Raw genomic sequence first — 24,817 nt, forward strand, 5'->3', positions numbered from 1 at the left:
ACCGCCGTCACCGGTCCCCGGCGGTGACCCGCGGCGGACGAGCGCCCTTCGGGCTGTCCACCACGGCCGCGACGGCCCGCGCCGTGCGGGCGAGACGCGCCGCGGTGACGGCCTGGCCGGCCAGGTGCACGTCGACGCTGTCGACCAGACCGGGATACCGGCCCTCGTACGCCTGCGCCGTACCGAGGTCGTCGGGGAGGACCAGCCGCGGCCGCCGGCCGCCGGGTTCGGGCGCGATCAGGGCGGCCACGACGACCGCGGCCTCCACCCCGAAGCCGGCCAGTTCCTTCGCGTAGCTGGCCGCGAGATGGTCGATCACCGCGACGCTCTCGGAGTGCAGGGCGAGGAAGGGGGCCTCGTCCGCGGGATCGGCGTGGGACACCACCCAGACCAGCAGACCGTCCTGGCGCTCGCGCATCTGCGGCAGCACGGCACGGTTCACCCGCTGGGTGGACAGCACGTTCGCGTCGTAGATCTGGGCCAACTGGTAGGGGGTGAAGGACTCGACGGGGCCCCGGGGCACAGGTCCCATGGTGTGGACCACGCAGTCGATCCGCCCGGCTTCCGCCGTGATGCCGGTGACCGCGGCGCTGACCGAGCGCTGATCGGCGACGTCGAGGGCGATAGGACGCGGCCGAGCGCCTTGACGGCCCGCGTTCCCGTCCGGTTCTGGGGCGAGCGCGGCGAGCGACGGACGGCCTGAAGCCGCTTCCACACCGGCATAGGCGATGTGACCGGCGTCGGCCAGGGCCTGGGCAGTGGCTGCCCCGAGGCCGCCGGATGCCCCGGTGACAAGGATGATCTTCGACATCATGCTCCTCGGCGCATGGTGGGAGCGGTGGGACGGCCACGGTCCCGGCGGACGACGGGCCACGACAGTTCCGGCACCGGCGCGTGGCAGCGCGGGCACCTGCTCAGTATCGGTACGGGTGGCACCGGAGCGCATAAGTCATATGACAGTGGCGACGACTGGGGCTCATGGCTCGTCCCGGTCCGAGCGGCGGCCGGACCAGGTCGACCGGGCCGCGGGACACGACTCCCGCGATCCTTCCGCCGAGAAATCCCGTGCCTCGCGCGGTCCGTGGCGCCCGCGCCGCCGCCCGGCGGCCGACCGGACGCCTGGTGCGCTGGCGAAACGACTGCCCGGCACGGCTCGGTGACGGGTTTCCCGCAGATGTTCGACGGATGTGGGTCCTGGGCCTCCGACGACACTCTGGGACCGCTGCGGGAGGCCGGCGCACGCTGCCGGCCCTGCGTCCGAACCGTGTGCTTTCGCGGCTCCGCTTGCCCGCGGATACCGGTTCGGCTAGCTTGAATGAACAGAACGTTCTATTCATTTCGGAGGTCCGTATGAGTGAGCCCCATGCCCATGAGGCAGCCACGATCGTGCTCATCCACGGCCTGTGGGTGAACCCGCGCAGCTGGGAAGGATGGAAGAAGTACTACGAGGCGCGGGGGCACAGAGTCATCGCTCCCGCCTGGCCCGGGCTCGACCGCGAGGTGGAGGAACTGCGGCGCGACCCCTCGGGCATCGCGGGCATCGGCCTGCACGAGGTGGTCGACCACTACGAGAAGGTCATCCGCGACCTGCCTCGCCCGCCCATCCTCATAGGCCATTCCTTCGGCGGCACCGTCGTGCAGATCCTGCTCGACCGGGGTCTGGGCAGTGCCGGGGTCGCCATCGACTCCGCGGCGGTCAAGGGTGTGCTTCCCCTTCCGCTGTCCACCCTCAGATCGGCCTGGCCGGTCCTGAAGAACCCCGCCAACAAGAACAAGGCGGTCTCCCTGACGGCGCGGCAGTTCCACTACGCCATCACCAACACGTTGAGCGAGGACGAATCGGCCGCCCGCTACGAGCGCTACGCCGTCCCCGGCTCGGCCCGCGTCCTCTTCCAGGGGGCGTTCGCCAACTTCAACCCGCGGGCCGCCACCCGGATCGACTTCCGGAACGGCCGCCGGTCCCCGCTCCTGTTCATCGCGGGAGAGGTCGACCACATCGTGCCGGCCAAGGTCAACAAGGCGAACTGGAAGCTCTACCGCAATTCGCCGGCCGTCACGGAGTACCGGGAGTTCCCCGGCCGTTCGCACTTCATCATCGGCCAGGACGGCTGGCAGGAAGTCGCCGACTTCGCGCTGGACTGGGCCGTGGACCACGCGCCCGCCCACGTGTGACCGCGGCCCGCGGGAGTACTGACCGCCGGCCCTGATCGGCCGGCCTTCGACCGCATGAACGCGCCGTCCGTCACCGACGCTTCGGCGCGCCGCCCCCGCCATTCACGGGGGCTCCCCGGGGACGCGATCGTCGCGCACCCATCGCTCAAGGAGAAACCCATGCTTCGCCGTCGTACGTTCCGTGTCGCCGTTCTCGCCACGGCCGGGGTCGCCCTCGCCGGCGGCGTGACCGCGTTCGCGTCGGCCGCGCCCGCCCACCACACCCCGGCCGCTCCCAAGCCGACCGTCGTCCTGGTCAACGGGGCCTGGTCCGACGCCGCCAGCTGGAGCGGCGTCGTCAAGCGCCTTCAGGGCGACGGCTACCCGGTGGTCGCGCCGCCCACCGGTCTGCGGGGCGTGACCGCCGACTCCTCCTACCTGGCCTCGTACCTCAAGACCATCCAGGGCCCCGTCGTCCTGGTCGGCCAGTCCTACGGCGGCATGGTCATCACCAACGCCGCCACCGGCAACACGAACGTCAAGGCGCTCGTCTACATCTCCGCCTTCGCGCCGGACAAGAACGAGGACGTCAAGACCCTGACGGCGAAGTTCCCCGGCTCCCAGATCAGCAACGACCCCAACGCCGCCATTCCCACCGCCCTGTTCCCCGTGACCTTCCCCGTCACCAAGCCCGACGGCACCACCGGGGTCGGGGTCGACCTCTACGCCAAGGCCGACCAGTACCGCAACCTCTTCTTCAGCAACCGCGTCAGCGCCAGGACCGCCGCCGAACTCGCCGCCACCCAGAGCCCGGCCGCCCCCGAGGCGCTCGGTGAGCCCTCCGGCGTCCCCGCCTGGAAGTCCGTCGAGTCCTGGTACCTCGTCGCCAAGGACGACCACGTGATCCCGCCGGCCACCGAGCGCTTCATGGCCAACCGCGCCCACGCGCACACCGTCGAGGCAGACGTCCCGCACGCCGCACAGGTCACCAACCCCGGCATCGTCACCGACCTCATCAAGCAGGCCGCCGCAACCGCCCACTGACGGCAAGCGGGCCCCGGCATCAGCCGGTGCCCGACCCTCCCCGCACGGCGGCCCGCGTCGCCGTGCGGGGAGGGGCCGCGGACGGTACGTCCGGCGAACGGCGCGGAGACCGTCCCGCACACGAAGGAAGGGGCATGGACATGTCCGACGAAAACGGCATGTCGGTGACCGGCAAGGTCCTGGCGCTGCTGGAGGCGTTCACCCACGAGAACCCCGCCCTCACCCTCACCGAGTTGTCCAGGCGAACGGGTCTGTCGCTGCCCACGGTTCACCGTCGTGCCGCCGAACTCGTCGCCTGGGGAGCCCTGGAGCGCGGACCCGACCGGCGCTACCGGGTGGGCCTGCGCCTGTGGGAGGTCGCCGCCCTCGCACCTCGCGGCCTCCCGCTGCGCGATCTGGCCCTGCCGATCCTGTACGACCTGTACGACGTGACGAAGGAACAGCACATCCATCTCTCCGTGCGGGACCGCCTCGACGTCGTCTTCCTGGAGCGCCTGAGCGCGCCGGGCGCACCGCAGGCCGACAGCCGGGTGGGAGGCCGCTTCGGAGCGTTCGCCACGGGAGCGGGACTCGTCCTGCTCGCCCACGCGCCCGACGACGTCCGGGAGGAGTATCTGAGCACCCCGCCGCGTCGCTACACCAGCAACACGATCACCTCTCCCGCCCAGCTCCGCTCCCTGCTGGCCGATGTCCGCAGGGAGGGCTACGCCAGCAGCGACAGAATGGTGGGACCGGACGTCCACTGCATCGGAGCCCCGATCCACGGCCCGGGCGGCTCGGTCGTGGCGGCCCTTTCGATCGCCTTCAGGGCGGGCAGTCAAACCCCCCAGACGCTCGGCCCCGCCGTTCGCGCGGCGGCCCGAAGGGTTTCCCGCGCCCTGCGCGAGTGAACACGTCCCGATGCCCGCGCTTCAGACGGCCATCTCCTCACGGATCAGGCGGGCCAGTTCCGCCGGGTGGGAGAGGAACGGCGAGTGCCCGCTGTCCAGCAGGCGGACGCGGTCGGCCTGCCGGGCCATGGCGTGCTGGAACGCGGCGGGAATCGCGCGGTCCTGCTCGCAGACGATGTAGGAGCTCGGTACGTCGTGCCAGATGGCCCGGGTGAGCGGCTGGGTGACGGAAGCGAGGGACTGCGAGCGCAGCGATGCCGCGACGGACTCCGCCAGTTGCGGGTCGACGCCGTTGTACAGCACGTCCACCGGATCGGACACGCCGAACCAGCCGGGGCGGTCGCCCTCCTCTTCACGGACGTCCCAGTACGGGGGGCGGACGCCTCCGGTCGGTGTCAGCACGCTGTCACCGACGTCCTGCATCATCGCTGCCAGGTAGATCACCCGCACGATGCCGGGCCCCGCCGGCGTCTGCGACACGGGCGCTCCCCCGTAGGAATGGCCGAGGAGCACCGTCGGCCCCCCTATGTCGTCCAGGACGGCTTCGATGCGTGCCGCGTCCGCGTACAGGTCCCCGAGGAGTTCGGGGTCCTCTCCGGTACTGGGCAGGCGAACGGTCCGCACGTCCACGTCGGGGAGATGCGAGGCAAGGAGCTGCCAGGCGGCGGAGTCGTGCCAGGCGCCGTGGACGAGGAGCAGAGCCGGAAGAGACATGAGAGTGCTTTCGGTTGGGCGGCTGCTGACGCGAATATTCGCTTGCTGTCCTTCATGCGGGATGATTCTTTCGCCTGTCGCGGACCGGCAATTCGGCGGTGCGGCCGAATTGAACCGCGGCCTCCTGCCGGTGGGCGCTCTTGAAATCCCCGCGTCCGGTGCCCGGAGAAACTCCCGTGCAGGAGAGATTTCACCGAAGCCCGGCTCCGCTCCCGAACGGAAATGCGAATGTCCGCATGCTACCGGCGGAGCGGCGGGCGGCAAAAAACTTTCACTGAATGAAAGTTTGGCTCGGCATCGGAATTCGTTATATAAACGAGCGCTATCCGATGGATGCCAGGCAGGACCGCCGGCATCGAGTACGAGGGAAAGGACCTCATCATGTCCGCAGTAGGCGCAGCCGTCGCTCCGACCCGAACCGCCGACGTCGCGGGGACCCCGTTCGCGTACCGCGAGGTGGGTGAGGGCGAGGGCGTTCCGCTGGTCCTCCTGCACCACGTGACCGCGGTCCTCGACGACTGGGACCCCGCCGTCGTCGACGGCCTGGCAGCCGAGCGGCGCGTCGTCCTGGTCGACCTGCGCGGGGTCGGCCGCTCCGGCGGGACCACCCCCGACACCTTCGAGGCGATGGCCGACGACACCGTCGCCTTCCTCGACGCCCTCGGCCTGGACACGGTCGACCTGCTCGGGTACTCCCTGGGCGGCATCGTCGCCCAGGTCGTGGCCCAGCAGTACCCCGACCGCGTCCGCCGGATCATCCTGGCCGCCACGGCGCCCGCCGGCGCCCAGGGCCCGGCCGCCACCGGTGCCGTCCTTCAGGCAGCCGTCCAGAAGGCGACCGAGCGGGGAAAGCACCCCAAGCACTTCCTGTTCTTCGAGCCGTCGCAGGCCGGTCAGGCGGCAGCGGACGCCTTTCTCGCCCGCCTGGACCGGCGCACCGCCGACGACCGCGACACCCCGATCACCAACGAGGCCATCGGCGCCCAGCTCACCGCGCTCGCCTCGTGGGAGCGGGAGGCCTCGCCGGCCCGCCTGGCGGCCGTGAAGCAGCCCGTACTCGTCGTCAACGGCGACAACGACACGATGTGGCCCACAGCGGCCGGCACCCTTGTCCTCGCGCGGCTGCTGCCCGACGCCAAGCTGGCCGTGTACCCCGACTCCGGCCACGGCGGCATCTTCCAGTACCACGAGGTGTTCGTGCAGCAGGCCCTGGACTTCCTCCGCAACTGACACCGCACCGCGGGCAGTCCGCAGCCCCTGTCCCGAGGGAGAGAAACCATTCATGAGCACCGAAGAAGCGGCGGCGGCCGAGCGGGGGAACGCGCCGGGCGCGGACGCCGAGCGGCCCGGCAAGGCGGTCGGCGTGAGGCGGAGCCCGTGGTGGCGGGAGCTGCCCGTGCTGGTCGTCGTCGCGCTGCTTCTGTCGTTGCTCATCAAGACGTTTTTCGTGCAGGCCTTCTCGATCCCTTCCGATTCGATGCAGAACACGCTGCAGCGGGGCGATCGGGTCCTGGTGGACAAGTTCACGCCGTGGTTCGGCGCGACACCGCAGCGCGGCGAGGTCGTCGTCTTCCGCGATCCCGGTGGCTGGCTCGACGAAGGGGGTCCGAAGGAGAACAATTCCGTTCTGCGGGGGCTGCGGAAGGGAATGGCCTTCATCGGCCTCATGCCGTCGGCCGAAGAGAAAGATCTGATCAAGCGGGTGATCGCGGTAGGCGGTGACACGGTGGAGTGCAATCGGGGGGAACCGCTCAAGGTCAACGGAATCCCGTTGAACGAGCCGTACATTTATCCGGGTTCCGCCCCGTGTGACGAAAACCCCGTCGGTACGATCAAGGTGCCCGAGGGCCACTTGTGGGTGATGGGGGACCACCGCAACGACTCCTGGGACTCCCGCGGCCACGTCCACGGTCCCACCGGCGGGTTCGTACCCGTGAAGGATGTGGTCGGCCGCGCTTTCACGGTGGTTTGGCCGATCCCCCGATGGGCGACGCTGCCGGTACCGGCAACTTTTCATCGCGACTTCTGATCGCCGTTGCGGGCACCTGTCCGTGCGTGGGGCAGCCGCAGTCGCCGCCCAAGGCCCTTCCGCCTAGCCCTGAATGGGCAGCTCCGGGTGGGTCAGCAGAAAGACCATGTACGTGATGGCTGCCGCCGTCCCCACGGTTGAGAGCGCAAGCCCGGCCAGCGGGTTGCCGCGGGCCTCACCCCGGCGTGATGCGGCGCGATACTCGATGACACCCCGCAGCAGGCCCGTCAGGCCAAGTGGCAGCGCCACGAACCAGACCAGCATCCAGAAGGGGCAGCAGCACCAGCACGCGATGGATGCCGCCCCGAAGGGGACGGCGAGACTCAAGCGTGCGGAACTGCCGCTGACCGGATCACCAGTACGGCTCATGAGCTGATCCAAGCAGCCCGGGGATCCGGCTCGACGGGCCACCCCTTCCCGGGCGGTCCTGGCCGCTGTGCAGCAGCGAGGTGCGGCAACCGTCGCACCCTTCGGTGCGCGTCGAGGGCTCGCCCGCCCGGCGCGTGCACCGGGCGGGCGGGGTGTGTTCCTTCTCCGGGTTCGGCAAGGGGGGCCTCAGCCCTGGAACTTCGCCATGTCGACCACGAAGCGGTAGCGGACCTGGGAGCGGTGCAGCCGCGCGAAGGCCTCGTTGATGTCCTCCATCGCGATGGTTTCGATGCGGGCCGTGATCCGGTGCTCGCCGCAGAAGTCGAGCATCTCCTGCGTCTCGGGGATGCCGCCGGCCGCCGAGGCCGCGTAGGAGCGGCGGCCGGGGATCAGGGCCCAGTTGTTCATGGAGATGTCGTCGTCCGGGGCGCCGACGTTGATCAGGGTGCCGTCCAGCTTCAGGAGGCGGAGGTACGGGTCGAACGGGAGCGCACCGGAGATCGTGCACAGGATCAGGTCGAAGGTGCCGGCCAGCCGGGCGAAGGTCTCGGGGTCGTCGGTGGCGTAGTAGTGGTCGGCACCCAGTTCCAGGCCGTCGTCCTTCTTGCTCAGCGTGCGGGACAGGACGGTGACCTCGGCGCCCATGGCGTGCGCGAGCTGGACGGCGATGTGTCCCAGGCCGCCCATACCGAGGACGGCGACCTTCTTGCCGGGCCCGGCGTTCCAGTGGGCGAGGGGCGAGTAGGTGGTGATGCCGGCGCAGAGCAGGGGCGCGGCGGCGTCCAGGGGCAGGCCGTCGGGGATGCGGAGCACGTAGCGCTCGTCGACGACGATCTGGCGGGAGTAGCCGCCGTGGGTGGTCTCGCCGTGCCGGTCCCTGGCGTTGTAGGTGGGGGTGCAGCCCTTCTCGCAGTACACCTCGAGGCCGGCTCGGCACGGTTCGCACTCCCCGCAGGAGTCGACGTAGGTGCCCACGCCGACGCGGTCGCCGACGGCGAACTTCGTCACCTCCGGGCCGACTTCGGTGACCACGCCGGTGATCTCGTGCCCGGGGACCATCGGGTACAGCCCGGGGCCCCAGCCGTCGGAGGTCTGCAGCAGATCGGTGTGGCAGACGCCGGTGTACTTGATGTCGATGCGTACGTCGGCGGCCCGGAGGTCACGGCGGGTGATGGTGAGCGGCTTCAGCTCGGCGCCGACGGACGGGGCGGCGAAGGCCGCGGTGGTGGTGGGCATGGGGGTTCCTTCTGAGTGCTCGGGGGATCGATGCGGTGCGCGTCGTCTCGGGGGGTCGGGACGGCCTTGATCGCGGCAAAGTGGCTGCTCACACCCAATGTGTGAGGCCTCTTACTTGCTTCAATGTAAGAACCCTCTAGCAGTAAGTCAAACGTCTGCGCTGGGGCAGGATGGGGGTGCGCGGAGCCGCCGTCGCAGGATGTAAGATGTCTCTTACATTGAGTGAGGAGCGGAGGGGCCGTGCCGAAGCGGAGCACCTACCACCACGGCGACCTGAAGGCCGTGCTGGTCTCGACCGCGCTGGAGCTGATCGCCGAGCAGGGCATCGCCGCGCTGTCCGTGGCCGAAGTGGCCCGCCGCGCGGGCGTCAGCACGGCCGCGCCCTACCGGCACTTCGCCAGCAAGCAGGCCCTGCTGATCGCCTGCGCCATCGCCGCGGCGGGGACCCTCACCGCGCGCATGCTGCACGCGCAGGAGGAACTGCCGCGCAACGAGCAGGGAAGGCCCGACCCGGTCGAGGCCACGGCCGTGTCCGCCGCCGCCTACACCCGTTTCGCGGCCGAGAACGGCTCGGGGCTGGATCTGATCTTCGCCCCCGAACTGCAGGACGCCGGCGACGAGGACCTCCTTCAGGCCGGCCGCGGCGTCATGGACGCACTGCTCCCCTCGGTCCTCGCCGTCACCGGCGGCGACGCGCGCGAGGCCCTGGAACTGCTGGAACGGCAGATCGCCGCCGCCCACGGCTACGCGACGCTCCTGCGCAGCGGCTTCCTCAGCCGCCGCCACCCGACGATCGACGACGTGGCCGCCCACGCGGCGGCCATCGCCAGAAGCCTGGCCCGCGAGGCACAGCCGACCACCCAGAGCTGAACGCCCCCGACGGCCCCCGGTCTCTGGGACACCTCGGGCGCAGCGTCGAACGACCTGATCACCACCCGCACATCGGGGGTGTTTGACCCATGCGGGGGCTCGGGGGCCGCTGGCACAGTGGCACCGGTTCGATTCGGCGGATCAACAACAGGCTGAACGAGGTGACATCGGGGTGGCTGGCCAGGAGTGCCGGCAAGGCGCAGGCCTTCGGCGAACGCCGGATCGCGGTGACGAAGCGGATGTCCGGCGTGAAGGACGGCCGGATCCGAGCCCGTCCCGTGCCGGCCGGGGGACTCCGGACAACGGCTGTCGCGTTCCGTCGCGCGGAGTTCGGGCTGGAGAGGGAATTCCCCCACCTTTTCCGCTGAGTTGACTGTTCCGCCCGAGGACAACGCGCCTCAGCGGGGGAGGTCCTCCACGTCCGTCCGGAGCGCGTCCAGCACGGGAGTCATCCGGGCCGCCTGCCGGACGACGAGGGACTCCTGGGCGTCCCGGACGGCGGCGACGATCATGGCGGCGAGACCCTGCGCGTTGCCCGGGTCGGCGACGACGGACGAGATCCTCAGGTCCTGGAGCGTGCCCTGGCCGTCGACCGTGGCCCGGACCGTGCCGCCGCCCGCGGTCCCGTGGACGCTTGCGGAGCGCAGTTCGTCCTGGGCCTTGGCCAGTTCCTGGCGGAGCCGCTGGGCGCTGTCCAGGAGCTTCCGCATACCGGGGCTGTCGCCGTCGAGATCCATCGTCGTCTTCCGATCGTGGGGGGGCTGCGCTTTTCCGGGGTCGCGGTGAGGGCCGGGAACACGCTGCCCTGGCCCGGCTGTCCACGTCCATGTCCCCGGTCCCGCGGCCGGACCGGTCACCGAGCGCCGATGCCTCGCCGACTCCTTTGCCCTGGCCACTGTGCCAGCGGTGCCGCGACCGCCGCATGGGTCAAACACCCCTGACGCGCGCACGGTGCCCGGGTCGTTTGACGCCGCGAGCGGCGTACGCCCGTCACCAGATGTAGCCGGAGTACCAGGAGGACGGAGGCGCGGCGGTGTCCGCCGCTCCCGGGAAGGTCGCCTTCCACATGCCGGGGCTCGGCGTGGTCACGGTGGTCCGGAAACGGCCGGTGCCGTTCGCCGCGGGTGCGCACCCCGTGGGCGCAGTCCCGGCCCCGGGAACCGGTACGGCAGGGGGATGCGCGAACATCCCGCCGCCCCCGGGAGGCCGGGTCAGGCGTGCTCGATACCCCGCCCGGTGACCCGCTCGGGGGCGACCCGGATCCACAGGTCGCGCCTGCCGCCGGCCCAGGGTTCCGTCGCCGCCTGCTCGGACAGCTGCCGTACGGTGTCCGGATCGCTCACGTGCTCGGCCGTGCCGACGGTCAGCACGCTCCATCCCGAGCTCAGGGCGTCGTCCACGTGGTCGACCTCGACGGCGACCTCCGAGCCCTCGGCGGCGGCCGTCACGGCGTCGGGATCGGTGCGGTAGACGATGGCGCCGCCGAGCACGGTGTAGTTGACCGGCAGGACCACCGGGCCTTCCGGCGTCGCCATCGCGACGCGCCCGACTCCGTGCGTGCCGACGAGATCCCGGCACTCCTCGGGGCCGAGCTTCCGGAGCACCGGCCGGGGCGCGGCGGCGCCCTGGCCCGCGGGCGGGTCGGCGGGGCCCTCGAGCAGTTCGCGGGGGGTGGTGCTCAGGGCGGCGGCGACCCGGAACACGCCCGCCGGGTCGAAGTCGCGGCTGGTGTCCAGCAGTTGTTCCAGATAGTGCGGTGACATGCCCGCCCGGCGCGCCACCTCTTCGAGGTTCGTGCCGAGCATCGCGCAGCGCTGCCGCACACGACGGGCCACAACGCCGGACTGAGGCTCCGGTGTCCCGGCCGGCCGGTGGGAGGACGTCGAGTTCTCGCTCACGGCCATGCACCTCCTACGCCCGAGCATGCCACCGATGGCGTCCGAGTTCCTGTCGTCCGCGCCGCCCGGGCGGTCCTCGCGGGGAGGACCGCCCGGGCGGCGCGCGGGGCGGACGGCCGGGGTCAGCGGCCGGCGAGGGCGGCGACGAGCCGCTCGGCCAGCGGCTTGCTGGAGGCGGGGTTCTGACCGGAGAACAGGTTGCCGTCCACGACGACATGCGCGTCCCAGGCCGTGTCGGCGGACCGGACGACGGCGCCGCGGGCCGACAGCACGGTCTCCACCAGCCACGGGGCGAGGTCGGCGGTCCCGTTGAGCCGCTCCTCCTCGTCGGTGAACACGGTCAGGGCGCGCCCTGCGAACAGCCAGCGTCCGCCCGGCAGGTTCGCCGACAGCAGCGCGGCCGGGCCGTGGCACACCGGGGCGATGATCTTCCCGGCGGCGTCGGCCTCGATGAGGAGACGGCCCAGGTCCGGGTCGTGCGCCAGGTCCTCCATGGGGCCGTGGCCGCCGGGCAGGAAGATCGCGTCGTAGTCGGCCGCGTCGACGTCGGACAGCGCCTTGGGGGCGGCGAGCAGGTCGGCCGCCGCGTCGATGTAGGCGGCGAGGGCTTCCGCCTCCGGTCCGGCGACGTCGGGCCGCAGGCTCACGGGGTCGGCGGCCGGCCTGCCGCCCACCGGGGCGGCGATGTCGACGGTGAACCCGGCACCCGTCAGGATGCGGTGCGGGACGACGAACTCCTCGGCCCAGTAGCCGGAGGGGTGCTTGCTGCCGTCGGTCAGCGTCCAGTAGTCGACGCCCGACAGCACCATCAGGATCCTGGCCATGTCGGCACTCACTTTCTCTCGCGTGGGATGCCCCGTGGGGGGATGGGTGGAGGGGGACCGGGAGACCGCCCGGTTCCGGGGCCCGTGGGCCGCCCGGTGTCCTCCGCGATCCAGCACACCACGCGCGGCACGGGCCGCGGGGGCCGCTTCCCGGGCCTGACCTGCCGGGGAGACCGCTGCCTGGGACGGAGCGACCCCCTTTCCCCGGTCGACCGGGCAGGGCCGCGGAGGAGAATGGGGACATGGCCAGAAACGTCGAGCTCAGCGAGTTCCTGCGCCGGTGCCGCGGCCGCGTCACCCCCGAGTCGGCGGGGCTGCCCGAGCGAGGGGCCTACCGGCGGGTGCCGGGGCTGCGCCGGGAGGAGGTCGCCCAGCTCGCGGGGGTGAGCACCGACTACTACACGCGGCTGGAACAGGGGCGGCAGATCAGCCCCTCCACGGGGGTGCTGGACGCGGTGGCGGCCGCGCTGCGGCTGGACGACGCCGAACGCACCCATCTGTTCGACCTCGTCGGGCCCAGGTCCGGCGGGGGCCGCCGGTCCGCGCCGACCGTGCAGCGGGTCCGGCCCGGGGTGCGGCGGTTCCTGGACTCCTTCACCGACCAGGCCGGTGTCGTCCTGGGGCGCCGGACCGACGTGCTCGCCACCAACCACCTCTTCCGCGTGCTGATGGCCGACTTCGACGCCATGCCCGCCCGCGAGCGCAACCTCACCCGCTGGGTGCTGCTCAGCGATGCGGCGCGGTCCCTGTACGCGGACTGGGAGCGGATCGCCGCCGAGATGACCGCGATCCTGCGCCTCGACGCCGGCCGCCGTCCCGAGGACACCCGTACCGCGGAACTGGTGGGCGAACTGGCCATGAAGAGCGAGCACTTCCGGCGCCGGTGGGCCGACCACGAGGTCTTCGACCGCACCCACGGGCACAAGCGCCTGCGACACCCCGTCGTCGGCGACCTGGGCATCGACTACCAGGCGTTCACGATGCCGGGCGAGACCGACCAGACCCTCTTCATGTACCTGCCGGCCCAGGACCAGGGCTCGCAGGACGCGTGGAAGCTGCTGGCCAGCTGGAGCGCCGCGGAACCGGCGGCGGGCACGGGCGCGTCCCCGGCCCCTCGCGAGGCCGGGCGGCCCCGGTAGCAGGCCGGAACGCCCTCGGGGCTCAGGCCTCGGCGGGCTCGGTCTCGGCGTCCTCGGCGTCCTCGGATGCGGCGGGCTCGGACGAGGTGCGGCGCGGTGCGGGGACCCCGGCGTCGGCGTCGGCCGGAGCCGCCACCGTTGTCGTCACGGCAGCCTCGGCCGGAGCGGCCGCCACGGCCGCCGCGACGGGAGCCGGCCCCGCTTCGACAAGGTTGTCGGCGGCGATGACGGCCGGCCGGCGGTCGCGGCGGACGTCCCCGACGGTGAGGGCCACGACGGCCGCGGAACCGACGAACTCCAGCACGTGCTGCGAACCGTCCACGAGGGTCTGCCCCATCGCGTCCTGGAGGTACGCCCACAGGTCGGTGAGCGCCGGCGGCATCATGAACAGCGACAGGCCCGTGGAGAAGCCCGTCGCGACAGGGCGGCGCCTGGCGGCCAGCAGCATGCCGGCCCCGCACAGCACGGTCAGGCAGGCCCACTGGTACGGCGTGGACACCCCGAGGATCGCGCGGCCGGTGCCCTTGCCGACGAGCAGGTCGCCCAGCACGCTCGGGCCGACCTGGAAGGCGGTCACGGTGTTCCGGCAGATGTAGAAGACGTTGAGCACGCCGAGCAGCACGCCGGAGGTGGTCGCCGTGACCTTCACGGGGCGGATCCTGCCGGCGGGCGTCCCGTCCGCGGCGGCGGCCTCGTACTCGATGTGCCGTGCCAGCAGCAGGAGCACGCCGAGGATCAGGGCGAGCGCCACGGCGAGGACGGCGGAGCCGCCGACGGCGTTCACCGAGGGGCCCTTGAGGGAGCCGAACCACGGGTCGTCGGGCGAGTTCAGCAGGAAGTACCAGACCGCGGGCAGGCGGAAGCCGAGCGTCACCGCGCAGGCGGTGACCAGCAGTCCGCCGGCCCCCCGGGTGCCGAGGAACGCGGCCACGCCGGCGGTGAGTTGCAGGGCCGCCAGGCCCAAGTCCAGGGAGGACGTGGCCGACAGGCCGGGGACCCAGCCGGTCGTCCACATCTCCCACGCGCCCGGCAGACCGCGCACGGCGGCGTCGTACACGAGCCAGAAGGAGGTCTGGACGAACAGCGCGAGGCTGAGCACGGCCACGGCGATACGCAACTGATGGACCGACACGGCGGGCTGATACATGGCGCGCTGTCCCCTTTTACGTCTTCTGTGGTGTCTGTGTCGGACGGCTGCCGAGGCGGCGACGACCCGATGACGGAGCAGATCATAAACCCGTTTCCGTACGGCGGGAGAACTGAACAGGGCCAGGAAGAACACAGCGTGACAAAGCATCAGACACAAGGGAAATGATTCGTCCAGGATCGACGCCCGCATTCCATTCCCGGACGCGGGCCTTCCATTCACGTCGAGGTGCCGCCGGGCGCCTGCCCGCGGAACCGGGATCGTGCCCGGTGTGCCGCGGACCCGGGAAGCTCCCGCATTCCGCGCGGCGCCTGTGCGGGGGCCCGGCGGGGTGGCCGCGCGGGACTTCCCGCCCGCTTGTGGTTCATGGGAGCCGAGTGCCGCCCTTGTCGCATCGGAACCGCACTCTGGCGCGGCCGTACTATTTCGTGAGGTGCGGGGTCGGCAATAATGCGGGAAGCGGCCTTCGACCCGGCCGCGGCGCGTTGTGCGCGCCGCGCCTCGCCGCGGGGGTGACCCGCCGCGAGCGCCTCAAGGGCAATGGCGCCCGCTCGATGTGCCGGTCCCCGGTGGGGGCGCGGACCCGAAACCGGCGGCCGACCGCAATGGATCAAGGAATTGCCTTCAGCTTCGATGACTGAGTCACGCATGACGTCCCTGCGCGCCCTGACGGCGCGCGTGCCAGCGCGCCCGCTCCGCGCCCGCACCGGGAGGGCCGGTACCGCGGGAGAGGCGCCGTGAACCCCGCGCCGCCCCACGACGACGGGGTCCGCTACCGCGAGGACATGGTCCTCACCGCCGAGCAGGCGCGGACGTCCGAGCGGCATTTCCGGGACTGGGAGCGCGGTCCCTTCTCCCACCTCGTACGCCTCGCCGTACCGGAGGCCGCCGTCCCCGGCGGATTCCGCTTCGTCGCGAACGGCCATCTCATCGACGGGCTGCTGTCCGCCAAGGTGTACTGCGACACGCTGACAGGTGTGTCGGGGAGCCATCTCGACCAGGACCCGATCGTCGCCGACCTGGTGACATCGGGCTGGATCGAGTTCACGGAGGGGAAGCGGAAACACTCCGTACAGCCGGGGCAGATATGCATTCGCGACACGAAGGCCTCCTGGGAGTTCGCCTGCGCGCCCGCGACGACCGCGCACGTGATCTCCATTCCGCGGCACCTCGTGCTGCCGCACATCGGATCACGGAGAACCGTCGGGCGGGCCCACATATCGGACGTCGATGTTCCCGAGGTTCGCTTCTTCGTCAATTTTCTGGAAGCGATCAACAAAAGCAGCGGCGATCTGGAGGGCTCGGTCACCGCGCGGAAGATGGTCCGGGACGCCTGCGCGACACTCTTCTCGCACATCATCTCGGAGCGCCCCGGCGCGGGGCTGAGTGATCATCCCGAAGCCGTGGTGGTCGCCGCCAAGAGCGTCATCGAAGAGAATCTCGACAGCGGTGACCTGTCCCCGCCGATGGTCGCCCGGAGCGTCGGGGTGTCCCTGCGCACGCTGCACCGCTGCTTCTCGGCCTCCGGCGAATCGGTCATGGGGTTCGCGCGGCGGCGGCGTCTGGAACGGGCGCACGACGAACTCGTGGCCCCGGGCGGCGCGGCCGGAATGTCCGAGATCGCCGCGCGCTGGCTCTTCTCGGACGCGAGCCACTTCATCCGGCAGTTCAAATCCGTCTACGGAGTCACCCCCGCCGCCTACGTGAGAGACCAGAGAAAGTGAGTTCCGCATGACGACCCGAGGGCACGACCCGCTCGCACCGATCGCGTCCGCGTACGCCGGCCTCGTGGAGAACCTGGCGTCCCTGACCACCGGGCGCACGCGCAGGGGTCCGGGGGGCGCCGTACTGGCCGTCACCGGGGCACCGGTCGCGTCCCTGAACGGAATCGTCGCACCCGGCCTGGAGCCGGACCCGGACGAGATCGCCGCGCTGGCGGCCTCCGAGCCGTGGGGAGACGTTCCGTGGGGCGTCCACGTCCGCGGGGTGCCGGGGCCCGGCGTCACCGAGGTGGCCGCGCGGCACGGACTGACCCTGTTCCACCGCACACCGCTCATGGTCCGGCACCCCGAGCAGGGGATGCCGGAGGAACCGGCGACCAGGTCGTTGAAGGTACGGGCGATCGGCGGCAACGAGTTCGACGTGTACGTCGCGATCATGGCGGAGGGTTTCGAGGTGCCGCCGGAGGTCTTCCGGGTCTTCGCCGATCCGGCCCTGGACCGCATGACCGGTGCCACGTTCTTCCTGGCCGAGGCGGACGGTGTGCCCGTGGGGACGGGGATGGCGATCGTGACCGGCGAGCTGACCGGCATCTTCAACATCTCCACGCTCCCGGCCCACCGGCGCCGCGGACACGGCACGGCGATCACCATGGAGATGGTCAGGACCGGCTGGGCCGCCGGCGCCACCACCGCCTACCTCTACGCGAGCGAGATGGGCCAACCCGTCTACGCGGCCGCCGGGTTCCGCACCGAGGAGCACCTGACGACGATCTCGGCCCCGACCCCGGCGTGACGGGCGGCGCCCCGCCTACTGTGGGGCGGGGCGGCCCGGCCGGACCGTCACCGGACGGAAGGGGCACGGGGAGATGGGGATCGGACTGGAGAAGGTGGCCGCCGCGGCACCCGGGCTGGTGGGGCTCTACAAGGGCGCGCGGGTGTCACTGGAGAAGGCCGGGGCCGCCGGGGAGCGCGCGGCGGTCTACCTGGTGCTGGACCGCTCGGGCAGCATGCGGCGGCACTACCGGGAGGGAACGGTCCAGCGGCTCGCGGAACAGGTGCTGGGGCTGGCGGCGAACCTGGACGACGACGGGGTCGTGCCCGTTGTGTTCTTCTCCACGGAGGTCGACGGCATCGCCGAACTCGGGCTGGAGCACTACGCGGGCCGCGTGAACGCGCTGCACGAGAGCTACGGCCACATGGGACGCACGAACTACCACCTGGCCATGCGGGCGGTGATCGACCACTACGAGGCGTCCGGCGCCCGGGAGCCCGCGCTGGTGGTCTTCCAGACCGACGGCGGACCGACCTCGCGGACGGCGGCGGAGCGCCTGCTGTGCGAGGCGGCGCGGCTGCCGCTGTTCTGGCAGTTCGTGGGCTTCGGGGAGCCCGCGAGCAAGGAGTTCGACTTCCTGCGCAAGCTGGACGAGCTGCCCGTGCCGGGCAGGCGGCCGGTGGACAACGCCGGCTTCTGGGCCGCGGGCCCGGAGCCGCGCGACGTACCGGACGCGACGCTGTACGAGGCCCTGGTGACCGAGTTCCCCCAGTGGCTGGCGGCCGCCCGGGCCGCAGGGATCGCCCCGGCCCGCTGAGGGGCGGCCCGGCGGTCCGCGTGACCGCGGGACCTCGCTGATGTGGCCTGCGACATGTGGTGCCGGGGCGGGTGCGCGCCGAGGGCCGGCAGCGGCCCGGGGCCCGTGGCGGTCCGCGTCGGTGCCTGCCGCGCACGGCGGGTCGTTGGTGCCGCTGAGGGCTGAGGGCTGAGGGCTGAGGGCTGAGGGCTGAGGGCTGAGGGCTGAGGGCTGAGGGCTGAGGGCTGAGGGCTGAGGGCGGCCCGCGCAGTCGGGACTGTCCCCTCGCGGTCCGTGTCCGCGCGGGACGTCTCGGATGCGCCTGCAGTTCGCGGTGGCCGAACGGCATGTGTCGCTGGGGATGTCCGCTGCACGGGGGCTGCGGGTGGCTCGGGCGGTGGGGCCGTTGAGGGGCGGCCTGGCGGTCTGTGCGATGGCTGCCGCGCACGGCTGTTGAACGGCGTGTGGTGCTGGGGTCGTTGGTGACGCCGAGGGCCGGTAGCGGCCTGGGGCCCGTGGCGGTCCGCGTCGGCGTGGGGCGTTGCGGTGTGCGGTCGTTGGTGCCGCTGAGGGCTGTCGGTGGCTCGGGCAGTCGGGACTGTCCCTTGGCGGGTCCGCGGTGGCCGAACGGCATGTGCCGCTGCGGTCGTTCGTCGGCCGAGGGCTGTTGGCGGCCGGGCGGCGGGGTCGTTGAGGGGCGGCGGCCTGGCGGTCTGCGTCGATGGCTGCCGCGCAGGGCCGTTGAACGGCGTGTGGTGCTGGGGTCGTTGGGTACGCCGAGGGTCGGCAGCGGCCCGGGGTCCGTGGCGGTCTGCGTCGGCGCGGGGTGTCGGTGCCTGCGGTGCGCGGTGGGCGAACGACGTGTGGTGCTGGGGTCGTTGGGCACGCCGAGGGTCGCCCGGGGCGTCGCGGATGCGCCTGCCGGCGGCCGTGGGCGTGACCGCGCGGCACCCGCTGCGGCCGCCGGGGGCCGGAGCGGGTGCGCGGGCGGGGCGTGGGGGCTGTCTGCCGCGGGCCCGCACGGGGACCGGCCGATCCGGGCCTGGCACGCTGCCCCCGTGGGGGTACGGCGTTCGCCGCCCGCGGTGCCGTGGCGGGAGCCCGAACGTACGCGTCAGCGCAGGGGGTTGGGGAGGCGGGCCCAGCGGTCGCCCGGGGTGGAGGTTCGGAGGCGCATCAACGTCAGGGCCTTGACGGGGAGTTCGGGGGCGAACAGGGCCGCGCGGTCGGTGCGGGTGTCCGGGGTGTCCGGGAGGCCGTCGCAGGCGCGGGCGGCCTCCGCCGCGACGGCGGCCCACAGGCGGGCCTCGGTGGGGCGGTGCGCCTGGCCGAGCGCGGAGACCAGACTGCCGAAGGTGGTGGCCACCAGGGAGCCGTACGCCTTGGCGTGCAGGACGGCGGGGTCGTCGCTCAGCCCGCGGCCCAGGGAGGGCGTCGCGAAGCCGTTGCGGGCCAGCCGGGCCGGGCTGATCCGCACGTCGGCGAGGTCGCGGTAGACCAGCCGCAGCGGCCGGGCCCGCCGGTCGAGGACGACCAGCAGGTTCTGGCCGTGCGCCTCCAGCGCGACCCCCCAGGACAGCAGCCGGAGCACGGCCGGCAGCGCGAGCCGCGCGAACGCGGTGAGCCACGCCTCGCCGTCCTCCGACAGCAGGGAGCGCACGAGCGGCGGGCCGCCGTCCGCGGGGCGGCCGATGAGCGCCGCCACCGGCACCACGGTCTCCCCTTCCGCGGGGTCCGCGAAGTCCTCCGGGGACTCCCGTACCAGCGCGGCCAGATCGGGACTGGGCGTGCCGCCCAGAACCGCGGAGGCGGCCGCCAGGTTGCGCGTGACGCGCAGGCTGCCGCCCTCCAGCCGCCGGGTCAGCCCGTCCAGCAGTTCCGACAGCCGGGCGCCGTCCGCGACCGACTGGGCCGAGATGTCGCGCACCGCGGAGGTCATCCGCATGCTGAGGGCCGTCTTCAGGTGCGGCCCGCCGTCGAGCGGGGCGAAGGTGCGTACTGACATCAGCGGCCGCGCGGCGATCGCCGCGGTGGTGTGGGGGCGTACGCCGAGGCCCGGCAGGACGTGCCGGGTCTGCCACGGGTGCACCGGCAGCAGCAGCCGGTCGCCGTCCCGCAGCCGGTCCGGCCAGTCGCCCGACACCACGGCCTCGGCGGCGGGTACGGCGACGAGGTCCAGGCCCACGACCGGCCGGTGCTCGGGGCCGTAGGCCAGTTGCTCGGCCGGGGAGAAGCCGGGGCGGCTGCGGCAGCAGGGGTGGTACGGGTGCCCGTCGACCACGCCCTGCTCAAAGCCGGTCAGGGCGCCGGCGGGGCCGTCAGGCGCGGGCGCGCCCGCCCTCGACAGGGCCAACGAGGCGACGCTGTTCTCCAGTTCGTCCAGCAGCGGCCCGGAGCCGGGCAGGCCCAGGGCCTCCAGCAGCGCGGCCGGGTGGTCGTACGGGCGGCCGTCCAGCCGCAGGACCAACTCCTCGTGCGCGGCGCCGAGATCGTGCGGCAGGCGCGGCGGCCCGGTCAGCGACCGCCCGTCGCGCAGGCGCACCTGTCCCGGCCCGTGGACGGTCAGGCCGGGCAGCGGTTCCAGGAGCAGGGCGCGCCAGAGGCGGCCGAGGACGGCGGCGCGGGCGCCGGGCAGCGCGGCGGCCCAGGCATCGGCCAGGCCTGGACGCAGGGCGGTCAGCCCGCCGGCGAACGCCGCCTCCGTGGGGCGCCGCGTCGCGGTCGTCGAATCGGGGTGCATGATGGGTTCCTAGCCTACGCAGGAGGACGCCGCACCGTGGAACGAGCAGCGGGAGCACCGGCGCGGACCCGCGACCGGGCCGACGAACTGGCCGCGACGGCCCTGCTGAACTGCCTGGCCCGCGAAGTCGCCGAACCCGCCGGGTCCGACGTCCTCCGGCTGCCCGCGACGGGCCGTCTCCTGCGCGTGCGCGCCGGCCGCCACCCCTCCCGCCCCGAGCTGCTCGCCCCGGACGGCGACTGGCACCCCCTGACGTTCGACGGGCTCGTCGACCTCACCGCAGGCGAGCTGACCGCCCGCACCGGCACGGCCAACGCCACGCTGCCCGCGGAGATCCGCGACAGCCGCGACGTACTGGCCGCGCTGCTGGCCGCCCGGGAGGACGCGCCGCCGCCCGCCGATCCGTACCTGCGCTCCGAGCAGTCCCTCGTCGCCGGGCACCGGTACCACCCCGCGCCCAAGGCCCGCGGCGGCGGCGCCCCGGCGAGCTGGCTGCCGTACGCGCCCGAGGCGCACACCGCGTTCCCGCTGACGCTGCTCGCCGTGCGCGCCGACCTGCTGGCGGGGGAGGGCGACACCTCGGCCGTCGACCGGCTGCACGACGACGTTCCGGACGGCTACCGGCTGCTGCCCGCCCACCCGTGGCAGCTGGAACTCCTCGGCGACCTGCCCGCCCTGCACGACGGCCGCGTCCTGCGGCTCGGCCGCACGGCCGTGCCCGCCGTGCCCACGGCGTCGCTGCGCACGGTGTACCTGCCGGACGCCGACCTGTTCCTCAAGTTCAGCCTGGACGTGCGGATCACCAACGACATCCGCCGGCTGTGGCGGCACGACCTGCGCTGGCTCGGCCCGGTGGACGAGGTCCTGCGGACCGTCACCGGCGCGGAGATCCTCTCCGACCGCGGCCACCGCACGGCCGACCTCGGCGGCCGGGACGCGTACGAGGCACTGGCGGTCCTGGTCCGCGACGGCCTCGGCGGCCACGTCCGGCCCGGCCTCACCCCGCTGCTGGCGGCGGCGGTCGCCGAGGGCGGCTTCGAGGGCGACCCCCTGGAGGCCGCGCGGCGCGACGAGCACACCGCCCTCGCCTGGTGGCAGGCCTACCTGGAGAGCGTCGTGCCCCCCGTGCTCGCGGCCTGGTTCGGGCACGGCGTGGTGCTGGAGGCCCATCTGCAGAACGTCGTGGTCGCCGTGGACGGCGACGGCCTGCCCGCGCAGGCGGTCTTCCGCGACCACGAGGGCGTCAAGCTCGACGAGGAGCGGCACCGCGAGCTGCTGCGCGGCCACGCGCGGGGCGGTGAGCCGGCACCCGGCGTGAGCCCGGCCCACGGCTGGCAGCGGCTGGTCTACTGCCTCGTCACCAACAACCTGCTGGAGATCGCCGGAGCCGTCGCCGACGGCCGCCCGGAACTCACCCCCGTGCTGTGGGCCCGCGCCCGCGCCCTCCTCGCCGACTGGGCCCGCGCCCACGGCGACCCGGCACCCGTGCGGGACCTCCTGGCCGCACCGCACATCCCGGCGAAGACCAACCTCCTGCTGCGCTGGACGGCCGCGGACGGCGCCGCCGCGCGCTATGTGCCCCTGACCAACCCCCTGCTGCCCCGGAAGGCAACCGTGCCCGCGCTGCGCCTGCCGTGACGGCGCCGACGGCGTACCGGTGGGGGCGAGCCGTCCGAGGGTGCCGCCAGGCGAGGCGGGGAGGGGCTCACACGGCGCTCGGCCCGGCCGACTGCTCGGTCCGCGCCCGCCGGAGCCGGACACGGAGGGACCGGATCTCCTCGTCCGTGACAGTGCCGTGCTCCGCCTCGGCCACCCGGACGAGTTCGTCGAGGTTGTCCCGTTCGGTCCCCCGGGCGTCCGCCCGGGCGCTCAGCGTTCCTCGCCGGCCTGGTCGGGGACCAGGCGTTCCAGGACGTTCTGGAACTCCTCGCCGACGGTGATGAGGAGCCCGTCGCCGTCCTTCTCGCTGAGCTGGGTGAGGACGCCGTCGCGCCACCAGTAGACGTACGGGCTGATCGGCCCGACCGCCTCCTCGTGGCCGGCGGCGGCGAAGCCCGCCATGCCGTTGAGGGCCGGGATGACCGCGCTGTCGCGGATGGCGTGGAAGGCCAGCTGGTGGCGGAACGGCATGGCGACGAGCGCCCCGTCGTCGGTGAGCGGCGCTCCCGTGACGCGTTCGACCAGCTCGTCGAGGGCCAGGACGCGCGCGGCGGTGAAGAAGGAGTCGCCGACGACGACGTCGAAGCGCACATCGGCGTGGCGGACGACCTCGTGCCGCTCCACGGGCAGGTCGCGGAGGTTGAGCAGGGCCCGGCCGCGCAGCTCCCGGATGTCGCCCAGCGGGGCGAGCGCGTGGTCGGCGAGCGTCATGACGCTCTCGGGCAGGTCCAGCGCGAGCACTTCCAGCAGCCCGGGGGCGGCGATCCGGGCGTACCGGAAGGTCTCGGGGTCGATCATGTCGGGGGTGACCAGCCGCGGGTAGAGCCGCTCGCGGATCTCCTCGGGCGGCATCGTCTCCAGCGGGGACGGGCCGTCGAGGGTCCGCAGCACGGCGCCGACGTGCTCCCGGGCCAGCTGCGGCCACACCCGCGGACCGCGCCGGTCGTTGTGGCACAGCGCCGCCAGGTTGCCCGTGCCGAACTTGCGGCCGGAGCTGTCGGTCACGAGGTCCGCGAAGACGGTGACCTCCAGGCCGAGTTCGGCGAAGGCCTCACGCACATGGGCGCGAAAGCGCGCGCCCTCGTCCACGGAGAAGAAGGCGTACTCGGGGTCGCGAGGCGCGTCCCGCTGGTCGCGCTTCGGCCCGCGCCGGAAAATCCCCACCTCTGCAGCTCCCTGGACCTGGACTCGACGGGCAGGGCGCGATCCTATCGGCCGGTCGCGCCTTCCCGATGGCGAAGCGTCCTCCGCGCGGAGAACGCTGAGAACGCTGAGGGCGGGGTCTACTGGTCCCGGTACGTCTCCAGCAGCCGCAGCCAGACCTCGCTGATCGTCGGGAACGACGGAACGGCGTGCCACAGCCGCTCCATGGGCACCTGGGCGGCGACGGCGATGGTGGCCGAATGCAGCAGCTCAGCCACCCCAGGCCCGACGAAGGTGACGCCGATGAGGTGGTTCCGGTCGAGGTCCACGACGGCGCGGGCGTGGCCGCGGTAGTTCTCGGCGTGCAGGTAGGCGCCGGAGACGTTGCCGATCTCGTAGTCGACGACCTTGATGCGGCGGCCCGCTCGCTCGGCCTCCTCGGCAGTGACGCCGACCGCGGCGGCCTCGGGCTCGCTGAAGACCACCTGGGGGACCGCCTCGTGGTCGGCGGTGGCCACGTGCGCGCCCCAGGGGGCGGTGTCGAGCGGCTCGCCCTTGGCGCGGGCGGCGATGGCGGCACCGGCGATGCGCGCCTGGTACTTGCCCTGGTGGGTGAGGAGGGCGCGGTGGTTGGTGTCGCCCGCGCAGTACAGCCAGCCGCCGTCGACGTTGCCGACCTGGCAGGTGTCGTCGACCTCCAGCCAGGCGCCGCCGGCCAGGCCGACGGTGTCCAGGCCGAGGTCCTCGTTGTGCGGCACGCGGCCGGTGGCGAACAGGATCTCGTCGGCGCTGAGTTCCGAGCCGTCGGACAGTGTCGCGGTCACCGGGCCGGAGTCGCCCTCGCGCCGCACGGCGGTGACGGACACCCCGGTCCGCAGGTCGACGCCGGCGCCCCGCAGCCCTTCCGCGACGAGCTCCCCGGCGAAGGGCTCCCAGCGCGGCAGCACGCCGGAGCCGCGCACGAGCACGGTCACCTGCGTGCCCAGCGACTGCCAGGCGGTCGCCATCTCCACCGCCACGACGCCGCCGCCGACCACCAGCAGGCTCCCGGGCACCTCGTGCGCGCTGGTCGCCTCCCGGCTGGTCCAGGGGCGCACCTCGGCGAGCCCGGGCAGGTCGGGCAGGAGCGCGCGCGTGCCGGTGCACACCGCGACCGCGTGGCGGGCGGTCAGCACCCGCTCGCCGCCCTCCGGGGTCCGGACGACGACGCGCCGCGGCCCGTCGATCCGGCCGACACCGCGCACCAGGTCGACGCCCACCGAGTCCAGCCAGCCGACCTGCCCGTCGTCCTTCCAGCCCCCGGTGGCCCAGTCGCGCCGCGCCAGCACGGCGGCCGCGTCCAGCTTCCCGCCGGCGGCCTCGCGCGCGCCCGGGACCGCGCGGGCGGCGCCCAGGGCGGCCTGCGGGCGGAGCAGGGCCTTGCTGGGGATGCACGCCCAGTAGGAGCACTCACCGCCCACCAGTTCGGCCTCGACGATCACGGTGCTCAGCCCGGCCGCCTGAGTGCGGTCGGCGACGTTCTCGCCGGTCGGTCCCGCTCCGATGACGATGACGTCGTAGGTGTCCGTGCTGCTGTCTGCGCTGGTCCGCGCCGCGGTGGTCATGGTCCCACCGTAGGCAACACCGCGCCGTCGCACAGCCGGAACGGCCACCCTCGTACGCCGTCCCCCGCCGC

The 24,817-nt window shown here is 73.0% G+C and carries 22 protein-coding genes; 11 read left to right on the top strand and 11 right to left on the bottom strand.

Features of this window, described 5'->3' with window-relative positions; all coding sequences use genetic code 11:
• Window positions 1-7: 7 nt before the first annotated feature.
• Window positions 8-811 carry an SDR family NAD(P)-dependent oxidoreductase gene (locus tag ACIP64_RS18430; RefSeq protein WP_401587553.1) on the bottom strand — a complete coding sequence of 268 codons (804 nt, stop codon included), beginning with the start codon at window positions 809-811 and terminating at the stop codon, window positions 8-10.
• A gap of 539 nt (window positions 812-1,350) precedes the next feature.
• Between ACIP64_RS18430 and ACIP64_RS18435 the strand changes: the two genes are divergently transcribed.
• The 3 genes from ACIP64_RS18435 (at window position 1,351) to ACIP64_RS18445 (ending at window position 4,085) form a co-directional block, all read left to right on the top strand.
• Window positions 1,351-2,172, top strand: coding sequence for an alpha/beta hydrolase (locus tag ACIP64_RS18435; RefSeq protein ID WP_401587555.1), 822 nt, complete (start codon window positions 1,351-1,353; stop codon window positions 2,170-2,172).
• Between the two features lie 159 nt (window positions 2,173-2,331).
• Window positions 2,332-3,195: an alpha/beta fold hydrolase gene (locus tag ACIP64_RS18440; protein ID WP_401587558.1), complete on the top strand. Its 864-nt coding sequence runs from the start codon at window positions 2,332-2,334 to the stop codon at window positions 3,193-3,195.
• A gap of 140 nt (window positions 3,196-3,335) precedes the next feature.
• The gene (locus tag ACIP64_RS18445) at window positions 3,336-4,085 is read left to right on the top strand and encodes an IclR family transcriptional regulator (RefSeq protein ID WP_401587561.1); all 750 of its coding nucleotides are present in this window, start codon (window positions 3,336-3,338) and stop codon (window positions 4,083-4,085) included.
• A 21-nt stretch (window positions 4,086-4,106) separates the two neighbouring features.
• Here the strand turns inward: ACIP64_RS18445 and ACIP64_RS18450 are convergent, their stop codons facing one another.
• Window positions 4,107-4,799 carry an alpha/beta hydrolase gene (locus tag ACIP64_RS18450; protein ID WP_401587564.1) on the bottom strand — a complete coding sequence of 231 codons (693 nt, stop codon included), beginning with the start codon at window positions 4,797-4,799 and terminating at the stop codon, window positions 4,107-4,109.
• A 381-nt stretch (window positions 4,800-5,180) separates the two neighbouring features.
• On the opposite strand from ACIP64_RS18450, the gene ACIP64_RS18455 reads away from it, so the two are divergent.
• Complete coding sequence (locus ACIP64_RS18455) at window positions 5,181-6,029, top strand: alpha/beta fold hydrolase (protein WP_401587566.1); 849 nt, start codon at window positions 5,181-5,183, stop codon at window positions 6,027-6,029.
• Between the two features lie 52 nt (window positions 6,030-6,081).
• A complete protein-coding gene (gene lepB / locus ACIP64_RS18460) occupies window positions 6,082-6,828 on the top strand; it encodes a signal peptidase I (RefSeq protein WP_401587568.1) in 747 nt (248 codons plus the stop codon).
• 63 nt (window positions 6,829-6,891) lie between these two features.
• Here lepB and ACIP64_RS18465 read toward each other — a convergent pair whose 3' ends face one another.
• Entirely contained in the window at window positions 6,892-7,197 is a 306-nt protein-coding gene (locus ACIP64_RS18465; RefSeq protein WP_401587571.1) for a hypothetical protein, read from the bottom strand.
• A gap of 186 nt (window positions 7,198-7,383) precedes the next feature.
• Window positions 7,384-8,433, bottom strand: coding sequence for an NAD(P)-dependent alcohol dehydrogenase (locus tag ACIP64_RS18470; RefSeq protein WP_401587574.1), 1,050 nt, complete (start codon window positions 8,431-8,433; stop codon window positions 7,384-7,386).
• Between the two features lie 240 nt (window positions 8,434-8,673).
• Here ACIP64_RS18470 and ACIP64_RS18475 point away from each other — a divergent pair, with 240 nt between their 5' ends.
• Complete coding sequence (locus ACIP64_RS18475) at window positions 8,674-9,303, top strand: TetR/AcrR family transcriptional regulator (protein ID WP_401587576.1); 630 nt, start codon at window positions 8,674-8,676, stop codon at window positions 9,301-9,303.
• Between the two features lie 398 nt (window positions 9,304-9,701).
• On the opposite strand, the gene ACIP64_RS18480 is transcribed toward ACIP64_RS18475, so the two are convergent.
• The 3 genes from ACIP64_RS18480 to ACIP64_RS18490 form a co-directional block, all read right to left on the bottom strand.
• Window positions 9,702-10,040, bottom strand: coding sequence for a YbaB/EbfC family nucleoid-associated protein (locus ACIP64_RS18480; protein ID WP_401587579.1), 339 nt, complete (start codon window positions 10,038-10,040; stop codon window positions 9,702-9,704).
• A gap of 474 nt (window positions 10,041-10,514) precedes the next feature.
• Window positions 10,515-11,201 (bottom strand): helix-turn-helix domain-containing protein, encoded by a 687-nt coding sequence (locus ACIP64_RS18485; RefSeq protein WP_401587582.1) that lies wholly within the window; start codon window positions 11,199-11,201, stop codon window positions 10,515-10,517.
• Window positions 11,202-11,323: 122 nt separating this feature from the next.
• Window positions 11,324-12,025, bottom strand: coding sequence for a type 1 glutamine amidotransferase domain-containing protein (locus ACIP64_RS18490; RefSeq protein WP_401587585.1), 702 nt, complete (start codon window positions 12,023-12,025; stop codon window positions 11,324-11,326).
• Between the two features lie 242 nt (window positions 12,026-12,267).
• Here ACIP64_RS18490 and ACIP64_RS18495 point away from each other — a divergent pair, with 242 nt between their 5' ends.
• Window positions 12,268-13,164: a helix-turn-helix transcriptional regulator gene (locus ACIP64_RS18495; protein WP_401587587.1), complete on the top strand. Its 897-nt coding sequence runs from the start codon at window positions 12,268-12,270 to the stop codon at window positions 13,162-13,164.
• A gap of 22 nt (window positions 13,165-13,186) precedes the next feature.
• On the opposite strand, the gene ACIP64_RS18500 is transcribed toward ACIP64_RS18495, so the two are convergent.
• Complete coding sequence (locus tag ACIP64_RS18500) at window positions 13,187-14,311, bottom strand: hypothetical protein (RefSeq protein ID WP_401587592.1); 1,125 nt, start codon at window positions 14,309-14,311, stop codon at window positions 13,187-13,189.
• A 737-nt stretch (window positions 14,312-15,048) separates the two neighbouring features.
• On the opposite strand from ACIP64_RS18500, the gene ACIP64_RS18505 reads away from it, so the two are divergent.
• The 3 genes from ACIP64_RS18505 (at window position 15,049) to ACIP64_RS18515 (ending at window position 17,621) form a co-directional block, all read left to right on the top strand.
• Window positions 15,049-16,035, top strand: coding sequence for a helix-turn-helix domain-containing protein (locus tag ACIP64_RS18505; protein ID WP_401587595.1), 987 nt, complete (start codon window positions 15,049-15,051; stop codon window positions 16,033-16,035).
• 7 nt (window positions 16,036-16,042) lie between these two features.
• Window positions 16,043-16,825 (top strand): GNAT family N-acetyltransferase, encoded by a 783-nt coding sequence (locus tag ACIP64_RS18510; protein WP_401587598.1) that lies wholly within the window; start codon window positions 16,043-16,045, stop codon window positions 16,823-16,825.
• Window positions 16,826-16,898: 73 nt separating this feature from the next.
• A complete protein-coding gene (locus ACIP64_RS18515) occupies window positions 16,899-17,621 on the top strand; it encodes a VWA domain-containing protein (protein WP_401587601.1) in 723 nt (240 codons plus the stop codon).
• A 1,093-nt stretch (window positions 17,622-18,714) separates the two neighbouring features.
• Here the strand turns inward: ACIP64_RS18515 and ACIP64_RS18520 are convergent.
• Window positions 18,715-20,340 carry an IucA/IucC family protein gene (locus tag ACIP64_RS18520; protein WP_401587604.1) on the bottom strand — a complete coding sequence of 542 codons (1,626 nt, stop codon included), beginning with the start codon at window positions 20,338-20,340 and terminating at the stop codon, window positions 18,715-18,717.
• 36 nt (window positions 20,341-20,376) lie between these two features.
• Between ACIP64_RS18520 and ACIP64_RS18525 the strand changes: the two genes are divergently transcribed.
• Window positions 20,377-21,978 (top strand): IucA/IucC family protein, encoded by a 1,602-nt coding sequence (locus ACIP64_RS18525; RefSeq protein WP_401587606.1) that lies wholly within the window; start codon window positions 20,377-20,379, stop codon window positions 21,976-21,978.
• A gap of 231 nt (window positions 21,979-22,209) precedes the next feature.
• On the opposite strand, the gene ACIP64_RS18530 is transcribed toward ACIP64_RS18525, so the two are convergent.
• Both ACIP64_RS18530 and ACIP64_RS18535 read right to left on the bottom strand, forming a co-directional pair.
• Window positions 22,210-23,163 (bottom strand): hypothetical protein, encoded by a 954-nt coding sequence (locus ACIP64_RS18530; RefSeq protein ID WP_360914053.1) that lies wholly within the window; start codon window positions 23,161-23,163, stop codon window positions 22,210-22,212.
• Between the two features lie 119 nt (window positions 23,164-23,282).
• Window positions 23,283-24,746: a dihydrolipoyl dehydrogenase family protein gene (locus tag ACIP64_RS18535; RefSeq protein ID WP_401587609.1), complete on the bottom strand. Its 1,464-nt coding sequence runs from the start codon at window positions 24,744-24,746 to the stop codon at window positions 23,283-23,285.
• Between the last annotated feature and the right edge of the window lie 71 nt (window positions 24,747-24,817).

Origin of the sequence: Streptomyces sp. NPDC088733, assembly GCF_044751185.1 — a bacterium.
GTDB lineage: Bacteria > Actinomycetota > Actinomycetes > Streptomycetales > Streptomycetaceae > Actinacidiphila.